Origin of the sequence: Aliihoeflea sp. (assembly GCF_052435475.1) — a bacterium.
Taxonomy (GTDB): Bacteria; Pseudomonadota; Alphaproteobacteria; order Rhizobiales; family Rhizobiaceae; genus Aliihoeflea.
Map to the genome: position 1 here is coordinate 32779 of NZ_JBQVMV010000006.1, position 19117 is coordinate 51895.

General features: G+C 65.6%; 16 protein-coding genes. All 16 read left to right on the plus strand.

Translation table 11 applies throughout. From position 1 onward, the window contains the following. Positions 1 to 109 precede the first annotated feature (109 nt). Positions 110 to 1996 (plus strand): bifunctional sugar phosphate isomerase/epimerase/4-hydroxyphenylpyruvate dioxygenase family protein, encoded by a 1887-nt coding sequence (locus ACT6QU_RS09305; protein WP_444563658.1) that lies wholly within the window; start codon positions 110 to 112, stop codon positions 1994 to 1996. A 138-nt stretch (positions 1997 to 2134) separates the two neighbouring features. Further along, positions 2135 to 2551, plus strand: coding sequence for a hypothetical protein (locus ACT6QU_RS09310; protein WP_444563657.1), 417 nt, complete (start codon positions 2135 to 2137; stop codon positions 2549 to 2551). A gap of 72 nt (positions 2552 to 2623) precedes the next feature. After that, on the plus strand, positions 2624 to 5134 hold the full coding sequence (gene secD, locus ACT6QU_RS09315) for a protein translocase subunit SecD (protein ID WP_444563656.1): 2511 nt from the start codon (positions 2624 to 2626) through the stop codon (positions 5132 to 5134). Positions 5135 to 5274: 140 nt separating this feature from the next. Further along, positions 5275 to 5640 (plus strand): hypothetical protein, encoded by a 366-nt coding sequence (locus ACT6QU_RS09320; protein WP_444563655.1) that lies wholly within the window; start codon positions 5275 to 5277, stop codon positions 5638 to 5640. Positions 5641 to 5763: 123 nt separating this feature from the next. Next, positions 5764 to 8688, plus strand: coding sequence for a monovalent cation/H+ antiporter subunit A (locus ACT6QU_RS09325; protein WP_444563654.1), 2925 nt, complete (start codon positions 5764 to 5766; stop codon positions 8686 to 8688). Further along, complete coding sequence (locus ACT6QU_RS09330) at positions 8688 to 9032, plus strand: Na+/H+ antiporter subunit C (protein ID WP_444563653.1); 345 nt, start codon at positions 8688 to 8690, stop codon at positions 9030 to 9032. Before ACT6QU_RS09325 ends, ACT6QU_RS09330 begins: the two co-directional genes overlap by 1 nt. Then, positions 9029 to 10645, plus strand: a complete 1617-nt coding sequence (locus tag ACT6QU_RS09335; RefSeq protein WP_444563652.1) for a monovalent cation/H+ antiporter subunit D — start codon at positions 9029 to 9031, stop codon at positions 10643 to 10645. Before ACT6QU_RS09330 ends, ACT6QU_RS09335 begins: the two co-directional genes overlap by 4 nt. Next, entirely contained in the window at positions 10642 to 11127 is a 486-nt protein-coding gene (locus tag ACT6QU_RS09340; RefSeq protein WP_444563651.1) for a Na+/H+ antiporter subunit E, read from the plus strand. Before ACT6QU_RS09335 ends, ACT6QU_RS09340 begins: the two co-directional genes overlap by 4 nt. Beyond that, positions 11124 to 11405, plus strand: a complete 282-nt coding sequence (locus ACT6QU_RS09345; RefSeq protein ID WP_444563650.1) for a K+/H+ antiporter subunit F — start codon at positions 11124 to 11126, stop codon at positions 11403 to 11405. Before ACT6QU_RS09340 ends, ACT6QU_RS09345 begins: the two co-directional genes overlap by 4 nt. Next, positions 11402 to 11794, plus strand: coding sequence for a monovalent cation/H(+) antiporter subunit G (gene mnhG / locus ACT6QU_RS09350; RefSeq protein ID WP_444563649.1), 393 nt, complete (start codon positions 11402 to 11404; stop codon positions 11792 to 11794). The genes ACT6QU_RS09345 and mnhG overlap by 4 nt, the downstream gene beginning before the upstream one ends. A gap of 168 nt (positions 11795 to 11962) precedes the next feature. After that, positions 11963 to 12268, plus strand: a complete 306-nt coding sequence (locus ACT6QU_RS09355) for a hypothetical protein (RefSeq protein WP_444563648.1) — start codon at positions 11963 to 11965, stop codon at positions 12266 to 12268. A gap of 337 nt (positions 12269 to 12605) precedes the next feature. Continuing rightward, a complete protein-coding gene (locus ACT6QU_RS09360; RefSeq protein WP_444563647.1) occupies positions 12606 to 14405 on the plus strand; it encodes an SARP family transcriptional regulator in 1800 nt (599 codons plus the stop codon). A gap of 24 nt (positions 14406 to 14429) precedes the next feature. After that, positions 14430 to 15476 (plus strand): phospholipid phosphatase, encoded by a 1047-nt coding sequence (locus tag ACT6QU_RS09365; protein ID WP_444563646.1) that lies wholly within the window; start codon positions 14430 to 14432, stop codon positions 15474 to 15476. Between the two features lie 18 nt (positions 15477 to 15494). Continuing rightward, positions 15495 to 17195 (plus strand): S8 family serine peptidase, encoded by a 1701-nt coding sequence (locus ACT6QU_RS09370; protein WP_444563645.1) that lies wholly within the window; start codon positions 15495 to 15497, stop codon positions 17193 to 17195. 76 nt (positions 17196 to 17271) lie between these two features. Then, positions 17272 to 17874, plus strand: coding sequence for an ANTAR domain-containing response regulator (locus tag ACT6QU_RS09375; RefSeq protein WP_444563644.1), 603 nt, complete (start codon positions 17272 to 17274; stop codon positions 17872 to 17874). A 2-nt stretch (positions 17875 to 17876) separates the two neighbouring features. Beyond that, a complete protein-coding gene (locus ACT6QU_RS09380) occupies positions 17877 to 19112 on the plus strand; it encodes a CmpA/NrtA family ABC transporter substrate-binding protein (RefSeq protein ID WP_444563643.1) in 1236 nt (411 codons plus the stop codon). The last annotated feature ends 5 nt before the right edge of the window (positions 19113 to 19117 follow it).

The following is a 19117-nucleotide window of genomic DNA, read 5'->3' on the forward strand; positions in this document are numbered from 1 at the left end:
CAGACGCAATGCGTGATCGATTTCGCTTGCGCCGCGCTATATGGAGGGACGCTTGCGGCACACCGGTGGCCATGTCGAATGGCATGTTGACCAGAAAGGACCAATCGGCATGAAGACCTCGATCGCGACCGTCTCGATCAGCGGCGACCTGAAGGAAAAGCTCGCCGCCATCGCGGCCGCCGGCTTCGACGGTGTCGAGATCTTCGAGAACGATTTCCTCGCCTTCGACGGATCGCCCGCCGAAGTCGGGCGCATGGTGCGTGACCATGGGCTGACCATCACGCTGTTCCAGCCGTTCCGCGACTTCGAAGGCATGCCCGAGCCGCAGCGCAAACGAGGCTTCGACAGGGCCGAACGCAAGTTCGACCTGATGGGTGAACTCGGCACCGATCTCATGCTCGTCTGCTCCAACGTCTCACCGGTCGCGCTAGGCGGCATCGACCGCGCTGCCGACGATTTTCGTGAACTTGGCGAACGGGCGGCACGGCGCGGCATCCGCATCGGCTATGAGGCGCTCGCCTGGGGTCGCCACATCAACGACCACCGCGACGCTTGGGAGATCGTACGCCGTGCCGATCATCCGAACATCGGCCTGATCCTCGATTCCTTCCACACGCTCGCGCGCAGGATCGACGTCGAGACCATCCGCGCCATTCCCGGCGACCGCATCTTCATCGTCCAGCTTGCCGATGCGCCCAAGATCGACATGGACCTTCTCTACTGGAGCCGGCACTTCCGCAACATGCCCGGCGAGGGCGATCTGCCGGTCACCGACTTCATGCGCGCCGTTGCCGCCACCGGTTATGACGGGCCGCTTTCGCTCGAAATCTTCAACGACCAGTTCCGCGGCGGCTCGCCGAAATCGATCGCCGTCGACGGCCGGCGCTCGCTCGTTCATCTCATGGACCAAGTCGCGCGCAAGGAGCCGGGCATCGCGATCAGCGTGCCGAAGATGCCGGACCGGATCGCGGTCGAGGGTGTCGAATTCGTGGAATTCGCAGCCGGGCCGGCCGAAGCGGAGGAACTGGGCACGCTTTTGTCGACGATCGGCTTCGCGCAGACCGCGCGGCACAAGTCGAAGGACGTCACGCTCTGGCGGCAGGGCGGCATCAACATCGTCGTCAACACCGACAAGGGCGGCTTCGCGCATTCCTCCTACCTCGTCCACGGCGTCTCGGCCTATGCGATCGGCCTGAAGGTCGAGGACGCGGCGGCCACGGTGGCGCGGGCACGAGCGCTCGGCGCGGAAATCTTCGAACAGCGGCCCGGGCCCGGCGAACTCGCCATTCCAGCCATTCGCGGCGTCGGCGGCGGCGTCATCTATTTCCTCGACGAGCGCTCCGAACTCGCCCGGGTCTGGGACGTCGAATTCGATGCGACCGGCGACGACCGGCGCGGCGCGGGACTGACACGCATCGATCATGTCGCGCAGACCATGGCACATGAGGAGATGCTGACCTGGCTGCTCTTCTACACCTCGATCCTGAAGACGCGGAAGCTGCCGATGGTCGACGTCGTCGATCCGGCCGGCCTCGTGCGCAGTCAGGTGGTCGAAAGCGAGGACGGTGCGCTGCGGCTGACGCTGAACGGTGCCGAGAACCGGCGAACGCTTGCCGGGCATTTCATTGCCGAAAGCTTCGGCTCAAGCGTCCAGCACCTGGCATTCGCGTCGGACGACATCTTCGGCACCGCCGCCAGTCTCGTCGAAAGCGGCTTTGCGACGCTGCAAATTTCGCCGAACTACTATGACGATCTCGAAGCCCGCTTCGGCCTCGATCCCGATTTCGCGGACCGGCTGCGCGCCGCGAACATCCTCTACGACCGCGACGGCGACGGCGAATATTTCCAGCTCTACAGTGCCACGTTCGGCGAAGGATTCTTCTTCGAGATCGTCGAACGGCGCGGCGGCTACAAAGGCTACGGCGCACCCAACGCGCCGTTCAGGATCGCGGCCCAGAAGCGCCTGATGCGCCCCGCCGGAATGCCGAAACGATAAGACAGACCAACGCGTTGCCATTGCGGTCACGAGGCTACATCTAAGTCGGCACCGATCGATCCCCGCGCATCGTTTGGTCAAATTCGAAGCGCGTGATAGATCGTGCCTAGGCGCTCAGCCCGCCAGCCTGGACAGCCAGTGTCGAAACGAACGAACCACGACCGCAGACCCGCCTTCGCAGCAGTGCTTGCCGCGACGATGGCGCTCGTCGTGGCGCTCTTCGCGGCGCAGGCGGCCGGGCCCAGGCACGGTTCGCTCGCCGGCCTCGTCGATCGCGTTGCGATCGCTGCCGACCCGGGCTCCTTCGACGGCAACCCGCTCGAATTCGACCCCGCCGCGCCCGGACCGCGCCATGCGATTCAGAATCGAACGCACAAGTTCGATCCGGACGGGTTTGCGGATGCTGGGCTGACGCCGCACGCCGACTTCGCAATATTCGCCGTCCGGCGCGTGCCAGCCGGCAGTCGCCTCGCAGAGCCCGCTGCAGCGGCGACGACCCTCCATGCCGCCGCACGCGCCCCTCCAGCACCGATCCTTCCCTCCGCCACCCTCTGACGGAACTGCACGATTTTCATCCGCCGCGGGCTCACCCGCGGGCGGAGGGTCGTGCATGCAAGGATCGACTACATGCGTACGCCCAAATGGCAGCTTGCCATCTATTCCCTGGTCATTCTGTGCGGCCTCATCGCCGCGCTTCCAAACATCATCCCGCAACATCGCCTCGCCGCCCTGCCCGACTGGATCGCCGGCCAGCAGGTGACGCTCGGCCTCGACCTTCAAGGCGGCTCTCACCTCGTGCTCGAGGTCGATGCCGCCGCACTGAAGCAGGATCGCCTGACCTGGCTCCAGAACGAGATCGGCACCGTGCTTCGCGGCGAGCGCGTCACCGGCGCAGCGCCCCGCCTTCAGGGCGACGCCATCGTCGTCGATCCGGGCGATGCGGCGACATCCGACGGGATCGCCCCGCTTCTCGACGGGTTGATATCACCCGTCCAGGCGGCGACGTTCGCGCCGACGACGGACATTCTTGTCAGGCGCGAAGGCAACCGGTTCACGCTCACCCTGAGCGACGCCGGCATCGCCGAGCGCGTCGACCAGGCGATCGACCAGAGCCTCGAAATCGTGCGCCAGCGCGTCGACCAGGTCGGCGTCGCCGAACCGACGATCCAGCGCGTCGGCTCCGACCGCATCCTCGTCCAGCTTCCCGGCCTGCAGGACCCGACGCGGCTGCGCGAACTGCTCGGCTCGACCGCGCAGATGTCGTTCCACATGGTCGCCCGCGAGGCGACCGGCCCCGGCATCACCGTGATGTCGGACGAGGAAGGCCATCAATATCCGATCGAGGATCGTGTCGCGCTCAGCGGTGAACGATTGACCGACGCGCGCGCCGGTTTCGACCAGCGCACCAACGAGCCGATCGTCTCGTTCCGGTTCGACAGCGTCGGCACGCAGCGCTTTGCCGAGATCACCCGGCAGAATGTCGGCCACCCCTTCGCCATCGTGCTCGACGGCAAGGTCTTGAGCGCGCCCGTCATCCGCGAGCCGATCACCGGCGGCTCGGGCCAGATCAGCGGCTCGTTCACGGTCGAGGACAGCGTCGTTCTTTCCGCCCTGCTGCGCGCCGGCGCCCTGCCGGCGCCCCTGACCGTCATCGAGGAGCGGACCGTCGGTCCCGACCTCGGCGCCGACGTCATCGAGATGGGCATTGTCACCGGCCTTGCCGGCTTCGGCCTCGTCATGGGGCTGATGGTCGCGCTGTATGGCGGCTGGGGCATGATCGCCAGTGGCGCGCTCTTCCTCAACGTCGTCCTGACGCTCGGCGCGCTGAGCTTCCTCGGCGCGACCCTGACGCTGCCCGGCATCGCCGGCATCATCCTCGGCATCGGCATCGCCGTCGACGCCAACATCCTCATCAACGAACGCATCAAGGAGGAGACCGCGCGCAGGCGCAGTGCGTTCGCCGCGCTCGACCACGGCTTCAGCCGCGCCTATTCCACCATCGTCGACGCCAACGTGACGTCGCTGATCGCCACCGCGCTTCTGTTTATGTTCGGGTCCGGCCCGGTACGCGGCTTCGCCATCACCATGATGATCGGCATCGTCATCTCGATGTTCACCGCGGTCGCAGTCGTACGGATCGCGATGACCGAGATCGTGCGGCGCCGGCACATGAAGACGCTCGTGTTGCGCTCGCCGCTGCGCATCGCGCCTGGCGAAACGCGTTTCGCCTTCATGCGGGCGCGGTATCTGGGCATCGGCATGTCGATCTTCCTGTCGCTCGCCTCGATCGGCCTCTTCGTCAAGCCGGGGCTGAACTACGGCATCGACTTCACCGGCGGCATCCAGGCCGAGATCGTCACCACCGGCGATGTCGACCTCGCGACGCTGCGCTCGAACCTCAGCGAACTCGGTCTCGGCGAGGTCACGCTGCAGGGCATCGGCGGCGATAACAACGTGCTCGTGCGCCTGCAGCGCCAGGAAGGCGGCGAGGCGGCGCAGACGCGAGCCATCGACCTCCTGCGCACCACCGTCGCGACCGTAGATCCGGGCGCGAGCGTCGAGCGGACCGAGGTCGTCGGGCCGAAGGTCAGCGGCGAACTCGCACGCAACGGCGTCATCGCCGTGGTGCTCGCCAGCCTTGCGATGCTCGTCTACATCTGGTGTCGCTTCGAATGGTACTTCGCGGTCGGCGCCATCGCCACGCTCGTCCTCGACACCACCAAGACGGTCGGCTTCTTCGCGCTCACCGGGCTCGATTTCAACCTGACCGCAATCGCGGCATTGTTGACGATCATCGGCTATTCGGTGAACGACAAGGTGGTCGTCTATGACCGGATGCGCGAAAACATGAGGCTCTACAGGCAAAAGCCGCTGCGCGAGATCATCGACATGAGCATCAACCGGGTGCTGGTGCGCTGCGTCTTCACCTCGCTGACCACCTTCCTCGCCATCCTGCCGATGGCGATCTGGGGCGGCAGCGCGGTCGAGAACTTCGCCTGGCCGATGGTGTTCGGCGTCGTGGTCGCGACGACCTCGTCTATCTTCATCGCAGCACCCATCCTGCTCCTTCTGGGCGAATGGGCCGGCGGACGGCCGGGCCGCAAGGCGGAACTGCCCGAACCCGCGCCGGCCGAGTAGGCAAACGCGACAAACTGGCCTGTCCGGATCGCATATCTGGACAGGGCGCAACCTGTGCTTTAAGTCCTTTGGAAACACAGGCAAATGGTGGTTCATTGGCAGGAGCGGAGCAAAATCTGGCCCCGGCAGGACGTCGCGTCATGACGTGGCGCGCGTTGCCGTTCACGCTCCTCTTCCTCGCCCTTCTCGGCTATGCCGGTCTGCCCTCGGTTCCGGCCAACGGCATCCACATCGCGGCTGCGCTGTCGGAAGAACTGAAGGCCGATCCGGCCCCGCCGCACAAGTTCAGCGCGCCCCAGCAGGAACAGGAATATCGCGAGCGCGACGTGGAGGCTGTCGCCGGCCCGATCGGCTTCGACGGCGACGCGGCCCTGCCCGCGCCCCTGCCCGCCTCCGATCGCACAACGATCACGCCCGCGCGTGCGCCGCCTCCCGCAGCAGGCGGGATTCGCACCGCCCGTCACATCGCGCACGCGCGCGCACCGCCCGCTTCGACCCCGGTCTGAGCGTCCTGCGCCGCATCGCGCTGCGAACCTCCTGCGGGTGATCCGCCCCGCATTTCGAGTTCGCACCCGTCATCGCCGCCCTGACGCTCGTTTCGCCTCGAGCTTGATAACGGACGCGTATTGATGACAACGATCTGGCATAGCGGCTTTCTAGTGCTTCTGGTCGGGCTTCCCTTCGTCGGCAGCCTGTTCGCCGCGCTGTTGTCGTCCAACGCCCGCAATGCCGAGGCCTGGCTCGCCGGGTTCGTGGCCCTCGGCGGGCTCGCCGTCACCGCGCTCGCCTATCCGCAGGTCGCCGATGGCGGCGTCGTCAAGCACGTCATCCAGTGGGTGCCGGCGCTCGGCCTGTCCGTCACGCTGCGCATCGACGGCTTCGCCTGGATGTTCTCGATGCTGATCACCGGCATCGGCCTCCTCGTCGTTATGTACGCCCGCTACTACATGTCGCCGAAGGACCCGGTTGCGCGGTTCTACGCGTTCTTGCTTGCCTTCATGGGCGCGATGCAGGGCGTGGTTCTCTCCGGCAACATCATCCTGCTCGCCGTCTTCTGGGAGCTGACGAGCATCTTCTCCTTCCTGCTGATCGGCTACTGGAACCACACCCAGGCCGCGCGCGACGGCGCGCGCATGGCGCTGACGATCACTGGCACCGGCGGGCTATGCCTCCTCGCCGGCATGGTCCTGCTCGGCCAGATGGCGGGCAGCTACGATCTCGACGTGGTGCTTGCCGCCGGGAATGAGATCCGCAACCACGACCTCTACGTTCCCGCCCTGCTGCTGATCCTCGCCGGCGCCTTGACCAAGAGCGCGCAGTTCCCGTTCCATTTCTGGCTGCCGAACGCCATGGCTGCGCCGACGCCCGTTTCGGCCTATCTCCATTCGGCGACCATGGTGAAGGCGGGCGTTTTCTTGCTCGCCCGCTTCTGGCCGGTGCTGGCCGGAACGGACGAATGGTTCTTCATCGTCGGCCTGGCCGGCATGTCGACGCTTCTCCTCGGCGCCGCCTTCGCCATCTTCCAGCAGGACCTGAAAGGGCTCCTCGCCTATTCGACGATCAGCCATCTCGGTCTCATCACGCTGCTGCTGAGCCTCGGCAGTCCGCTTGCCGCCGTCGCGGCGATCTTCCACATGCTCAACCACGCGACGTTCAAGGCGTCGCTTTTCATGGCCGCCGGCATCATCGACCATGAAGCCGGCACGCGCGACATGCGACGATTGTCAGGGCTGTTCACCTTCCTGCCGATCACCGCGACGCTCGCCATGGTCGCGAGCGCGGCGATGGCGGGCGTGCCGCTCCTCAACGGGTTCCTGTCGAAGGAGATGTTCTTCGCCGAGACCATCGAGCAGCACCGCGCCTCGCTTCTCGACGGCGTTGCGCCCTATGTGGCGACCATCGCCGGCGCTTTCGCGGTCACCTACTCGATCCGCTTCATCCACAAGGTCTTCTTCGGCCCGAAGCCGGTCGACCTGCCGCGCGAGCCGCACGAGCCGCCGCACTGGATGCGCGTGCCGATCGAGCTGCTCGTCCTCGCTTGTCTCATCGTCGGCATCATCCCCGCGCTCAGCGTCGGAAGCCTCCTCGACACGGCGGTGGTCGCGGTGCTGCGCGAGGATACGCCCGAATACAGCCTCGCCGTCTGGCACGGCTTCAACCTGCCGCTGCTGATGAGCGTCATCGCGCTGGTCGCCGGCGTGGTTCTCTATCTGCTCCTGCAACCCTACCTGCGCGATTCCGAGGAGGGTCCGCCCTTCTTCCGCCGGCTCAAGGGGCAGCGCATCTTCGAGCGCATCCTCGTCACGGTAAGCTGGCGCGGCGCGCGGTATCTCGAAGGCGTCCTCGCTACGCGCAAGCTGCAGCCGCAGCTGCGCATGCTCCTGCTCGTCGCCATCCTCGCCGGCATCTGGGCGATGTGGGGCGCTGGCGACCAGTTGCCGGACCTTTCGGTCCGCGGCATCGATCCGATCCTGGCGATGCTCTGGGTCATCGGCGGCCTGTGCGCGGTCGGCGCGGCCTATCAGGCGAAGTTCCACCGCCTCGCCGCCCTGATCCTCATGGGCGGCGCGGGTCTCGTCACCTGCATCACCTTCGTGTGGCTTTCGGCGCCCGATCTGGCGGTCACGCAATTGCTGGTCGAGATCGTCACCACCGTCCTCATCCTGCTCGGACTGCGCTGGCTGCCCAAGCGCGACGAGGAAATCTACGAGTCGATCGACCCGAAGACGCGGCTGCGTCGCTCGCGCGATTTCGCGCTCGCCGTCGCCGCCGGGCTCGGCACCGCGACGCTCGCCTATTTGACCATGCGCACGCCCCTGCCGCCCTCGGTCGGTGACTACTATCTCGAGCACGCCTATTCGGAAGGCGGCGGCACCAACGTCGTCAACGTCATCCTCGTCGACTTCCGCGGCTTCGACACGTTCGGCGAGATCGTCGTGCTCGGCATCGTCGCACTCACCGTCTTCGCGCTTCTGCGACGCTTCCGCCCGGCCGAGGACACGAGCGAGATTCCCTACCAGCAGCGCGAGCAGAACGAATTCGACGACGTCCAGCGCGACCGCGAGGTCGGCGAGACGGTGAAGGACTATCTGCTCGTGCCGTCGGTCATCATGCGCTGGATGTTCCCCGTCATCGTGCTTCTCGCCGCCTATCTCTTCCTGCGCGGGCACGACCTGCCGGGCGGCGGATTTGCAGCCGGCATCACCATGTCGATCGGGTTCCTGCTGCAATATCTCGCCGGCGGCACACGCTGGGTTGAGGAACGTCTGCGCATCCTGCCCGTTCGCTGGATCGGCTTCGGTCTCCTGATGGCGGCGGTGACCGGTCTCGGCTCGTGGCTTTTCGGCTATCCGTTCCTGACGTCCTACTTCCAGTACACCGAGATTCCGTTTATCGGCGACATGCCGACCGCCTCGGCACTGCTCTTCGACCTCGGCGTTTTCAGCCTCGTCGTCGGCGCGACGGTTCTGATGCTCATCGCCATCGCCCACCAGTCGATCCGCTCGGCCAAGCCCAAGACGGCCAAACCCTCGACCGACGGAGGGCAGAGCTGATGGAACTCCTGATCGCACTCGCCATCGGCACGCTGACGGGTTCGGGCGTCTGGCTCCTGCTTCGCCCGCGCACCTATCAGGTCGTCATCGGCCTCGCTCTGCTCTCCTATGCGGTGAACCTTTTCATCTTCTCGATGGGTCGCCTGCGCGTGAACGCCCCGCCGGTGCTCGACGGCTCGCTGCCCGTCGATCCCGCTGCCTATACCGACCCGCTGCCGCAGGCGCTGGTGCTGACCGCGATCGTCATCGGCTTCGCCACGACCGCGCTCTTCCTCGTCGTGCTGATCGTCTCGCGCGGCCTCACCGGCACCGACCATGTCGACGGGCGGGAGAGCGATCGATGAATTTCGACCCGCACCACCTCGTCATCGCACCTGTCCTGATCCCGCTTATCGCAGGCGCGCTGATGCTGTTCTTCGACGATCGCGAACGGCGGCTGAAGACGACCATCGCGCTTCTGTCGAGCCTGTCGCTCTTTGCCGTTGCCGTCGTGCTGCTGCAACGCGTCCATGTCGGCAACGACGCCGTCGCGCTCGTCTATCTCCTCGGCAACTGGCCGGCGCCGATCTCAATCAATCTCGTCGCCGACCGGCTTTCGGCGCTGATGCTGGTGCTGACGGCGATCCTGGCCATTCCGGCCCTCGTCTTCGCCGTCGAGCGATGGGCGAAGGCCGGCCCGCACTTCCACAGCCTGTTCCAGTTCCTGCTGGTCGGCCTCAACGGCGCGTTCCTGACCGGCGACCTCTTCAACCTCTTCGTCTTCTTCGAGGTTATGCTCGCCGCCTCCTACGGCCTCGTCCTGCACGGCTCCGGCTCGGCGCGGGTGAAATCGGGGCTCCACTACATCGCGGTCAACCTCGTCGCCTCGCTGATCTTCCTGATCGGCATCGCACTCGTCTTCGGCGCGACCGGCAGCCTCAACATGGCCGAGATCGCGTTGCGCGCCGCGACGCTCGAAGGCTTCGCCGAGCCGGCGCTCCATGTCGGGCTCGCCATGCTCAGCCTCGCCTTCCTGGTCAAGGCCGGCATGTGGCCGCTCGGCTTCTGGCTGGTGCCCGCCTATTCGGCCGCGGCCGCGCCCGTCGCCGCCACTTTCGCGATGCTGAGTAAGGTCGGCATCTATGCACTCCTGCGCCTCGCGCTCCTGGTGCCGGCCAGCGGCGAGGCTTTCGGCGCGATGCTGATCTTCATCGGCGGTTCGTTCACGCTGGTCTTCGCCTCGATCGGCGTGCTCGCGTCGCAATCGATGCAGCGCGCAAGCGCCTATTTCGTCCTGATGTCATCCGGGACGCTCCTGGCCACCTTCGGCATTTCCGAACCCGGCAGCACCGCCGGCGCGCTCTTCTACCTCATCTCCTCGACACTCGCCGTCAGTGCGCTCTTCATGGTCGTCGAGCTTCTGGAGCGCGAGCAGGACGCGGCCGCCGACGTTCTCGCGGTCACGATGGAAGCCTATGGCGAGGCCAATCCGGAAGACGAGGACGACGCCGAGATCGGCCAGATGATGCCCGGCGCGCTCGCCATCCTGGGCATCGGCTTCGCCCTTCTCGCGCTCGTCCTGATCGGCCTGCCGCCGCTTTCCGGCTTCCTTGCGAAATTCGCCATCCTCCATGCCATCATCGGCCCGCCATCGGTCGAGATCGCCGGCGGAGGCACGATGCGGGTCATCCTTGCGACGCTCCTGATCGTCTCGGGCCTCACCGCGCTGATCGCGCTCGCGCGCATGGGCATCCGCACCTTCTGGGCGCCGGTGGAAAGCTTCGCGCCACGGGTGACGATCGTCGAAACCGCGCCGATCCTCTTCCTGCTCGCGGTCCTCGTCGCGCTCGCGCTGCAGGCCGGGCTCGTCATGGATGTCGTGACGGCCACCGCCGGCGACCTGCACGACGCGGAACGCTATCTCGACGCCGTCCTCGGCGCCGAGCGCGTGCCGCCCTTCGCGGAGGAGAGCCAGTGAGAGCCATACTGCCCTATCCGTTGCTTGCGGCCGGCCTCGCCTTCATGTGGCTGGCGCTGTCCGGCTTCACGCCCGGCCATGCGATCCTCGCCGTGCTGGTCGCGATCGGCGCCAGCAATGCGCTGCGAGCACTCGGGGAGACGAGCCCGCGCATCCGTCGCTACGCCGCCATCCCCGAATTGTTGGGCATCGTTCTCTACGACATCGTGCGCTCCAATTTCGCGGTCGCGCGCATCATCCTGTCGGGCAAGCGCCACCAGCGCACCTCCGGCTTCATTCTCGTGCCGATCCGGCTCACCAATCCATCCGCGCTCGCCATCCTCTCCATCGTCCTGACGAGCACGCCCGGCACCGCCTGGCTCGACTACAATTCGGCGCGCGGCACGCTCCTGATCCACGTCTTCGACCTTGTCGACGAGGCGATGTGGGTCGACCTCATCGCCAACCGTTACGAGCGCCTGTTGCTGGAGATATTCGAATGAACGTCCTCATCATGCAGGTGGCGCTGTTCGTCGCCCAGTCCTTCATCGCCATCGCGATGCTGCTCTGCACCTACCGGATGGCGATCGGCCCCCGCGCGCAGGACCGTGTTCTGGCGCTCGACGGGCTCTATGTCTGCGCGATGCTCCAGTTGCTCGCCTTCGGCGTGCGCACCGGCAACACGCTCTATTTCGAGGCCGCGCTGATCATCGGCGTCATGGGCTTCGTCGCAACCGTGGCGCTTGCCAAGTTCCTCATGCGCGGCGAGGTGATCGAATGAGCGTCGCCTATGCAGAAGTGCCGCTCTGGGCGGCGATCCTCAGCGCGGTCTTCATCCTGCTCGGCGCCACTTTGGCGCTGATCGGCGCCTTCGGGCTGGCGCGGCTCGGCTCATTCTACGACCGCATCCATGCGCCGACGCTCGCGACGAGTTGGGGGGCGGGCGGCCTGGTCATGGGCTCGATGATCTTCTTTACCGCCGCCGCCGCACGTCCCGTCATCCACGAAATCCTGATCGGCGTCTTCGTCACCGTGACGACGCCCGTCACCTTGATGATGCTCGGCCGCGCCGCGATCTACCGCGACAGGTCGCAGAACAATCCCGGCATCCCTCCCGTGTCTCCGACCGGGGCTGTGTCCGGGCCGGAAGCGCAAGAGGACGGCGACTGACCGGCGCCAAGCGCCATCTTCATTTCCATTCCCCTCGATGAGGAACGTCAATCGATAGACGACGTATTTTTTGACACTGTCTTCACGTCCATTTCACGCTGGGATCACTCCCCGGGGTTCATTCTCCCCTGGCTTGCACAAGCAGGCCACCAAACGAGGGAGATGAAAATGTCCAGACACCACACCACCTTGAAGTTCGTCGCAGCCTCGCTCGCCGGCTTCGCCTTTTTCGGATCGGCGATGAGCCAGGAAGCACCGTACGTCGCAGGCAAGTACTCGGCCAACACCGAGCGCCTGTGGGATCTCGGGATGGAACCGGCTCAGGCGACACCGGTCGAGCCGACCACGTCCGAAAACGAGACGGCGACCTTCGCCTATGACGATGAAGTGCTGCGCTTCCCGCGTCCGCGCTTCGTGGAAGACCCGGTCTTCGGCAACTATTCGGCAAACGTGCGCGCGCACGATTTGCGCTGACCCCGCGGTCGGGGGATGGCGAATCCGGCGGCAGACCGGATAGCCGAACCGCGCCCCTATGCGCCACCCGTCGCGTTTCCGGGTGGCGCTTTTTTTTGCGTGCACCGGCCTTTCACGCAACTTTCACGACGGCATGACGGCCGAGTTCTAAACCGGCGCCACTGGATCAATCCGCCATAGGAAAGACTGTCGGATGTTCGACGTACAGGCGTACGACTTTTCCGCGACGATCGCGTCATTGCCGACGGGCTTCGGCGACGCGCATGTTTTCCCTCCCGAGAACGCGCGATCGTGGTATTTTGAGGAAGGGGCGCCAGATATACTGAAGGCAATCGCAATGCAAAGCGATGCTGCCGAACATCTTTGCGAGATGTTTCTGTTCGGACCGCTGACGGTACTGGACGCGCGCGGAATCAACCGTACGCCCAAGGCCCAGAAGTCGCGCGCTCTGCTTGCATTGCTTGCGCTCGCGCCGCGGGGTTCCCGGTCAAGGGTTTGGCTGCGCGACAAGCTCTGGAGCGACCGGGGCGAGGAGCAGGCTTCCGCCAGCCTGCGCCAGGCCCTCCTCGACGTGCGCAAATCGCTTGGACCCCTCGCCGACAGGCTGCTCGTCGCCGACAAGCATACGGTGACATTGGACCTCAGCCGCATGCGGGTAGATGCACTCGACTTGCTCCACCAGATGTCAGACCGAACCAGACAGGCGACGTTCGATGCGCGCGAGGTCGATGGCGAAATTCTCGAAGGTCTCGACATCGGCGATCCCGAATTCGAGGACTGGCTGACGCTCGAAAGGCAGCTCTGGCGCTCGCGCTTCGAAAATGCCGCGGCGCCCCGCGACCTGACGCCCGCAAGAGAGCCGCTGCGCCCCGCCCCCTCGCAGCCGATGCGGGGGGTTGCAGCCAAACCCGCCGACGCATCCAATGGTGCGGGGACGCAGCCGAGCCGTCCGGGGTGGACGGTCGCGCTGACGCCGCCTCTCGTCCTCGGGACGCCCGAGAATGCCGGCTATCTGCCGCAACGCCTCAACGAACTTCTGGCCAAGCTGCTGCTCGAGGGCGGCGACATCAGCGTCTCCGACCTGGGCTACCGGGCCGCTCAAACCGCGACCGCCGGCAGCGGTGGCGACAGCGGAACGATGGGCGCTGTCCATCTTGCCGTCAGCACGAGCTATACGTTCTCGCCGCACGAAATCCACGCCACGATCAATCTGCACCGGGTCGCCGATCAGAGTCTCGTCTGGATCGACAGCGCGACGCTCGATCGGCGAGCGGTGGAGGGCGGCGACGCCTCGCAGGCCTTTGCCCTCACGAACCAGGCGATCGAGGAAATCCGGCGCTGGTTCACGCTTCAGCCGGCTTTCAAGCCGGACAGCACGCGCGAAACCATGTTCGGCGCGGTCAACGCCATGTTTCGCCTGTCGCGGCCGGACCTCGATGCGGCGGAACGCACGCTGCGCACGCTGATCGCCCGCAACGAGGCGCCGCAGGCCTATGCCTGGCTCGCCTTCCTGCTCACCTTCCGGGTCGGCCAGCGCTTTTCGCCCGATACGCTGGCCACCATCGAGGAAGCCCAGCTTCTGGCACGCCGCGCGGTCGAGATCGACGGCAACAATGCCGTGACGCTGGCCCTGGTCGGCCACGTCCATTCCTATCTGTTCGGTGAATATGACACGGCCTCGCGGCTCTTCGAGCGCGCGATCAAGATCAATCCGGCGCAGGTTCTCGGCTGGGACCTCTATTCGATGCTGCATGCCTATGCTGGCCAGCCCGAAAAGGGCCTTGCACTGGCAAACTGGGGCCGCCATCTCGGCGCCCACAGCCCGCACCGCTACTATTTCGACACTTCGCTATGCATCAACGCGGCGCTGGCGGGACAGCATGACGTGGCGATCGCAGCCGGCGAACAGGCGCTATTCGACAGGCCGGACTTCAACAGCCTGCTGCGCTATCTCGTCTCGAGCTATGCCCACAAGGACGACATGGCGACCGCGCGCCGGCTGCTCGACAGGCTCACGGTGGTGGAGCCCGACTTCTCGATCGGCGCCCTGATCGATACGCGCTATCCGATCATCCAGACCAAAGGCGGCAGCGACCTCATCGCAGGATTGCTGAAGGCCGGCGTCAAAAAGAACTGACCGCCGCACATCAAGGAGGCAATGATGACTGACAGCCATGCTCCTCGATACAAGCCCAACCAACTGGCCGACTTCCTCGACCGGTTCCGGTTCAAGGTCGAACATGACGACGTTGTGCCCTGCGCGCAGGAGGACCGGCCGGTTCCCGCGCCTGCAATCGCGGCGGCGGAGCCGGCGATGGCTGGATTGCTTGTGACCGAAGCGATCCGGCCGGGTGCCCTGCAACCGCCGCCGCCGTTTGCACATCGCCAGTTCCCCCGCGCAGTGGAAGCCTCGGTTCTCTCGAGCACCCTCAGCGTCTTTCGAAGCCTATCCGCGGTCCAGAACAAGGCGTCGCTCAACAAGAACAAAAACAAGAATAAAAACAAAAACAAGAACAAACTCGCTGGCGCGTCGGCCGCGGGCACGGACGCCGCGCTTCTCCCAGCACTGGAAATGCGACGGCTCCACCTCGACCCCGCCGCCGATCCCTTCGCGCCGGCAAAGCGGTTCGCCTGGGAAACGCTCGACATCGCGGGACCGCCCGGACCCGACCTGACCCGGCTCGAGACGGAAGTGCTCCTTTCCATGCAGCGACGCGACAAGGAGCGTGTCCGCCGCATGGGCGACATCGAACGCGAAGCGACGCTCGACCTCACCGACTTCACCCGCCCGCTCGGCATCGACGGTCTGGGCGGCTACGAGCAGACGGAGGCGCTGTTCCTGGCGATCCTGGCCATGTGCGAATATGTCGGGCTTCTCTACAAGGCGCGCTATGGCCGCATTCGCCCGAACCAGTTCGAGCCGCGCCTGCGCCCGCTCCTGGCGAACCCGGCCCACGATGCCTATCCGAGCAACCATTCCTTCCAGTGCCATTCGATCGCGTTCGCCTTCGCGACGATCCTGCCGGAGCATCCGGCGACCGACGAACTTGCCCGCATCGCGCGAAAGGTGGCCGAGAACCGCGAATGGGCGGGCCTGCATTATCCAAGCGACACGGATGGCGGCAAGGAACTCGCCCGGCGCTTCGCACCCTATCTGCGGGAAGCGTTCCGGCAAACCTTCAACGCCGCGCAGCGGGAATGGATCTGATCTATCGGAGGATGTCCCATGAGCCAGTTCGATTTCACCGAAAAGATGAGCGGAACGGACGGCGGCGGCCATCCGCAGTCCTATTACTACCTCTGGCACCTTGTCGCGCTCGGCGTCATCGATGCCGAGTTCGGCCCTCCGGGCGATCCTGGGGACGAGCTTTCCGCAAGCGCGTCGCCGACCATCACCGGCACCGTCTGGGACGAAATCGGCGCGGCGTTCCCGCAGGCATTCGAGCCGGCCGTCGTCGCGCTCATCGATGTCGGCGTCAGCAGGCTGCATCCGAACCTACGCACGCGCATCGATGACCGCTCGATCGATCTGGCAAGCCATCGCTACGGTGCAGCCACACAGCCCGCAGATCCCGTCAATCCGCATGAGCGCGAACAGGAAGCACCCTTCTTTGCCGGGCTCGACATTTCGGGTCTCGACGCCATCGGTCTGGGTGCCGGAGATGCCGCCTTTCTCTCGGCACTGGTCGGTGAACTCGCCGCGTCGAAGGGCGTCGTGCGCCAACTCGCCGACGGCGACGAAACGTTCGGGTCGCACGGCACGGCAGCAGCAGGCCTCGTCGTGGGCGAGCCCGCCGCAACCGTCACATCCGAAGACGGCTCCGGCCCCGCGGCGATCGAGCCGGCCTCGCTCGCCACGGCGAACGGAGAAACGCTGGGCATCAATGCCAATCAGGGCATCCTGCCCTATTTCGGCGTCGACCCGTTTTCGCGGCTGCTGTCTATCCGCACCTCCTTCGACACCGACGCAGAACAGTTCATCGCCGCCTTTCTTTACGCGTGGCATTGCGGCGTCGATGTCATCCTCCTGCCGCGCGGACTGCCCGATCCGGTCCGCAGTCGCGTGTCGCCGAAGCCGGTACTGGCACAAGAAGGCGACCTGCGCGTCAACCGTGAAAGGGCCGGCCTTTTCGCCCGCCTTGCCGATGCCAACGGGGAGGAGATCGCCCCCTACGCGACCGCGCTTGCGAGCGACCGGGAATGGACGATCCTAGAAAAACTGATCGTCGCGATCAGCCGCAAGATTCCGGTGATCTGCGCGGCCGGAAATGATGGTGAAAGCCAGATCATCTATCCAGCCAAACTGGCCGCGCCGGACAATGGCGTGGTCGCCGTCGGTGCCGTCACGCCGCGCGGCCTGCGCTCAGGCTTCAGCAATTATGGCATGGGGCTGACACTCGTCGCACCCGCCGACGACAGCGAAGTCTTCAATCGCCACCAGTTGCGGCGCGACAAGACGCATCCCGCGGCAAGCACTGACTATTTCGACCCCGGGCGCGGCAAGATCGTGCCCTACAGCCCCTTCGCGCTGGTGACGACCGATCTTCCGGGAATCTACGGCTACGAGGCCGGATCGCCGCCCCGCTCGGCGCGCGTCCCGCCTTTCGCGGAGCCCGGTACGGGCGGGGGGTACTACACGACGTTCGGGGGAACGTCGGGTGCCTCAGCCCTTGTCGCGGGGGTTGCGGCCCTCGCGGCAAGGGCCAACAAGGCCAGGCATGGTCCGGGGGCATCGCTCACAGGGGTTGCAGCCAAGGAGTTGCTCGCCAAATCGAGCCGACTGGCAACTGCCGTCCGGCCCGGCACCGCACAGCTTGCCCCGGACCCGATGAACGCCGACGACGAGCCCTCGAAAGGTTTGCCCTATTATTTCGGCGCGGGACTGCTCGATGCAAGACGAGTGGTCGCGGAGGTGCTCACAAGCTGACGACGCACCGGCCATTTCGGGCGTCTTTCATTGCGATATTGCATTGCACATTGACGGTGCGTGCGCAAAATGGGCCATGGCCGCACCGTCCCTTTCCATCCTCGTCATCGATGAGAACCGCATCCGCGCGGCCGTCATCGAGGCCGGCCTGCGCGAGGCGGGTCACGAGCGGATCACGGTGATCCACGACGTCGCCGGCATCGCGCGGCGAATCGCCGAGATCGAGCCGGACGTCATCGTCATCGATCTCGAGAACCCCAATCGCGACATGCTGGAAAACATGTTCCAGCTTTCGCGCGCGGTAAAGCGGCCGATCGCCATGTTCGTCGACCGCTCCGACCAGGCCGCGATCGAAGCGGCGGTGGAAGCGGGCGTCTCGGCCTATGTGGTCGATGGGCTGCGCCAGGAGCGGGTGAAGCCGATACTGGACATGGCGGTGAGCCGCTTCAATGCCTTTTCCAGAATGTCGCGTGAACTGGAAGAGATGCGCGGCGAATTGCAGGGCCGCAAGCTGGTCGACAAGGCCAAGCGCATCCTCATGCAATCGCGCGGCCTGTCAGAGGACGAGGCGTATGCGCTCCTGCGCAAGACCGCGATGAACCAGAACCGCAAGATCAGCGAGATTGCCGACAGCCTAATCACGGCGGCCGGCCTGCTCGGGCCGCAGGAAGGGAATTGACGATGACAGGGCAATTCCACGTCAATGCCGGGTTCATGCCGCTCTTCGACAGTGCAGTGCTGGTCGTCGCACGCGAAATCGGCTTTGCCGAGCGCGAGGGCGTCGATCTGACGCTTCATCGCGAGACGTCATGGGCCAACATACGCGACCGGATCGCGATCGGGCATTTCGACGTCGCGCATATGCTCGGGCCGATGCCGATCGCGTGCAATCTCGGCCTGACGCCGCTGTCCTCGGATACGATCGTGCCATTCGCGCTCGGGCTCGGCGGCAACTGCATCACCGTATCGAATGCGGTCTGGGAAGGTATGCAAGCGCTGGGCGCCGAGCCCGACCTTGACCCGATGACGGCGGGTGCCGCGCTACGCGGCTTCATCGCAGAGCGATCCGCTGCGGGTCGAGATCCGCTGCGCTTTGCGGTCACGCATCCCCATTCGGGGCACCATTACGAACTCGGCTACTGGCTTGCGGCCTGCGGCATCGACCCGCGACGCGACGTCGACATCGTCATCGTCCCGCCTCCCTTCATGGCCGATGCGCTGGCGGCCGGCCGCATCGACGGTTACTGCGTCGGAGAGCCTTGGAACAGCGCGTCCGTCGCGCGCGGCACCGGTCACATCGCGACCGTCAAGGCGGCGATCTGGAGGAACAGCCCCGAAAAGGTGCTGGGCGTTCGCAAATCCTGGGCGGAAGATAACGACGCCGGTCTCGCCGCGCTTTTGCGCGCGCTTCATCTGGCGGCGCGCTGGTGTCAGGACCCACGAAATCACGCAAATTTGGCGGGCCTGATGGCGCGGCCCGAATTTCTCGGACTGCCGCCCGACATGCAGATGCCGGTGCTGAGCGGGCGGTTGAATGTCGGAGACGGCATGCTGCGCCGGGTCGAAGACCTTTTCGTCCCGTTCGACAAGGCGGCCAATTTTCCTTGGAAGAGCCACGCATTGTGGTTCTACACCCAGATGGTCCGCTGGGGGCAGATCGAGCACACCACCGCCCATGCACAGATCGTCCGCGACTGCTATCGCCCCGATCTCTATCGCGCGGCACTGAAACCGCTCGGCGTCGCGCTCCCGGGCGCGAACGCCAAGGTCGAGGGCGCGTTGAAGACGGCGACGCCGGTCGGGTCCGCGGGCGCGAGCCTCGTGCTCGGACCGGACGGCTTCTTCGACGGCCAGATGTTCGATCCCGACCGCATCGAGGATTATATGGCCAGCCAGCAGGCCGCCACGTCGGTGTGACTCAT

Coding starts and splice junctions, on each gene's coding strand:
- ACT6QU_RS09305 (WP_444563658.1), top strand. CDS start 110: ATGAAGACCTCGATCGCGACCGTCTCGATCAGCGGCGACCTGAAGGAA.
- secD (WP_444563656.1), top strand. CDS start 2,624: ATGCGTACGCCCAAATGGCAGCTTGCCATCTATTCCCTGGTCATTCTG.
- ACT6QU_RS09320 (WP_444563655.1), top strand. CDS start 5,275: ATGACGTGGCGCGCGTTGCCGTTCACGCTCCTCTTCCTCGCCCTTCTC.
- ACT6QU_RS09325 (WP_444563654.1), top strand. CDS start 5,764: ATGACAACGATCTGGCATAGCGGCTTTCTAGTGCTTCTGGTCGGGCTT.
- ACT6QU_RS09330 (WP_444563653.1), top strand. CDS start 8,688: ATGGAACTCCTGATCGCACTCGCCATCGGCACGCTGACGGGTTCGGGC.
- ACT6QU_RS09335 (WP_444563652.1), top strand. CDS start 9,029: ATGAATTTCGACCCGCACCACCTCGTCATCGCACCTGTCCTGATCCCG.
- ACT6QU_RS09345 (WP_444563650.1), top strand. CDS start 11,124: ATGAACGTCCTCATCATGCAGGTGGCGCTGTTCGTCGCCCAGTCCTTC.
- mnhG (WP_444563649.1), top strand. CDS start 11,402: ATGAGCGTCGCCTATGCAGAAGTGCCGCTCTGGGCGGCGATCCTCAGC.
- ACT6QU_RS09355 (WP_444563648.1), top strand. CDS start 11,963: ATGTCCAGACACCACACCACCTTGAAGTTCGTCGCAGCCTCGCTCGCC.
- ACT6QU_RS09360 (WP_444563647.1), top strand. CDS start 12,606: ATGCAAAGCGATGCTGCCGAACATCTTTGCGAGATGTTTCTGTTCGGA.
- ACT6QU_RS09365 (WP_444563646.1), top strand. CDS start 14,430: ATGACTGACAGCCATGCTCCTCGATACAAGCCCAACCAACTGGCCGAC.
- ACT6QU_RS09370 (WP_444563645.1), top strand. CDS start 15,495: ATGAGCCAGTTCGATTTCACCGAAAAGATGAGCGGAACGGACGGCGGC.
- ACT6QU_RS09375 (WP_444563644.1), top strand. CDS start 17,272: ATGGCCGCACCGTCCCTTTCCATCCTCGTCATCGATGAGAACCGCATC.
- ACT6QU_RS09380 (WP_444563643.1), top strand. CDS start 17,877: ATGACAGGGCAATTCCACGTCAATGCCGGGTTCATGCCGCTCTTCGAC.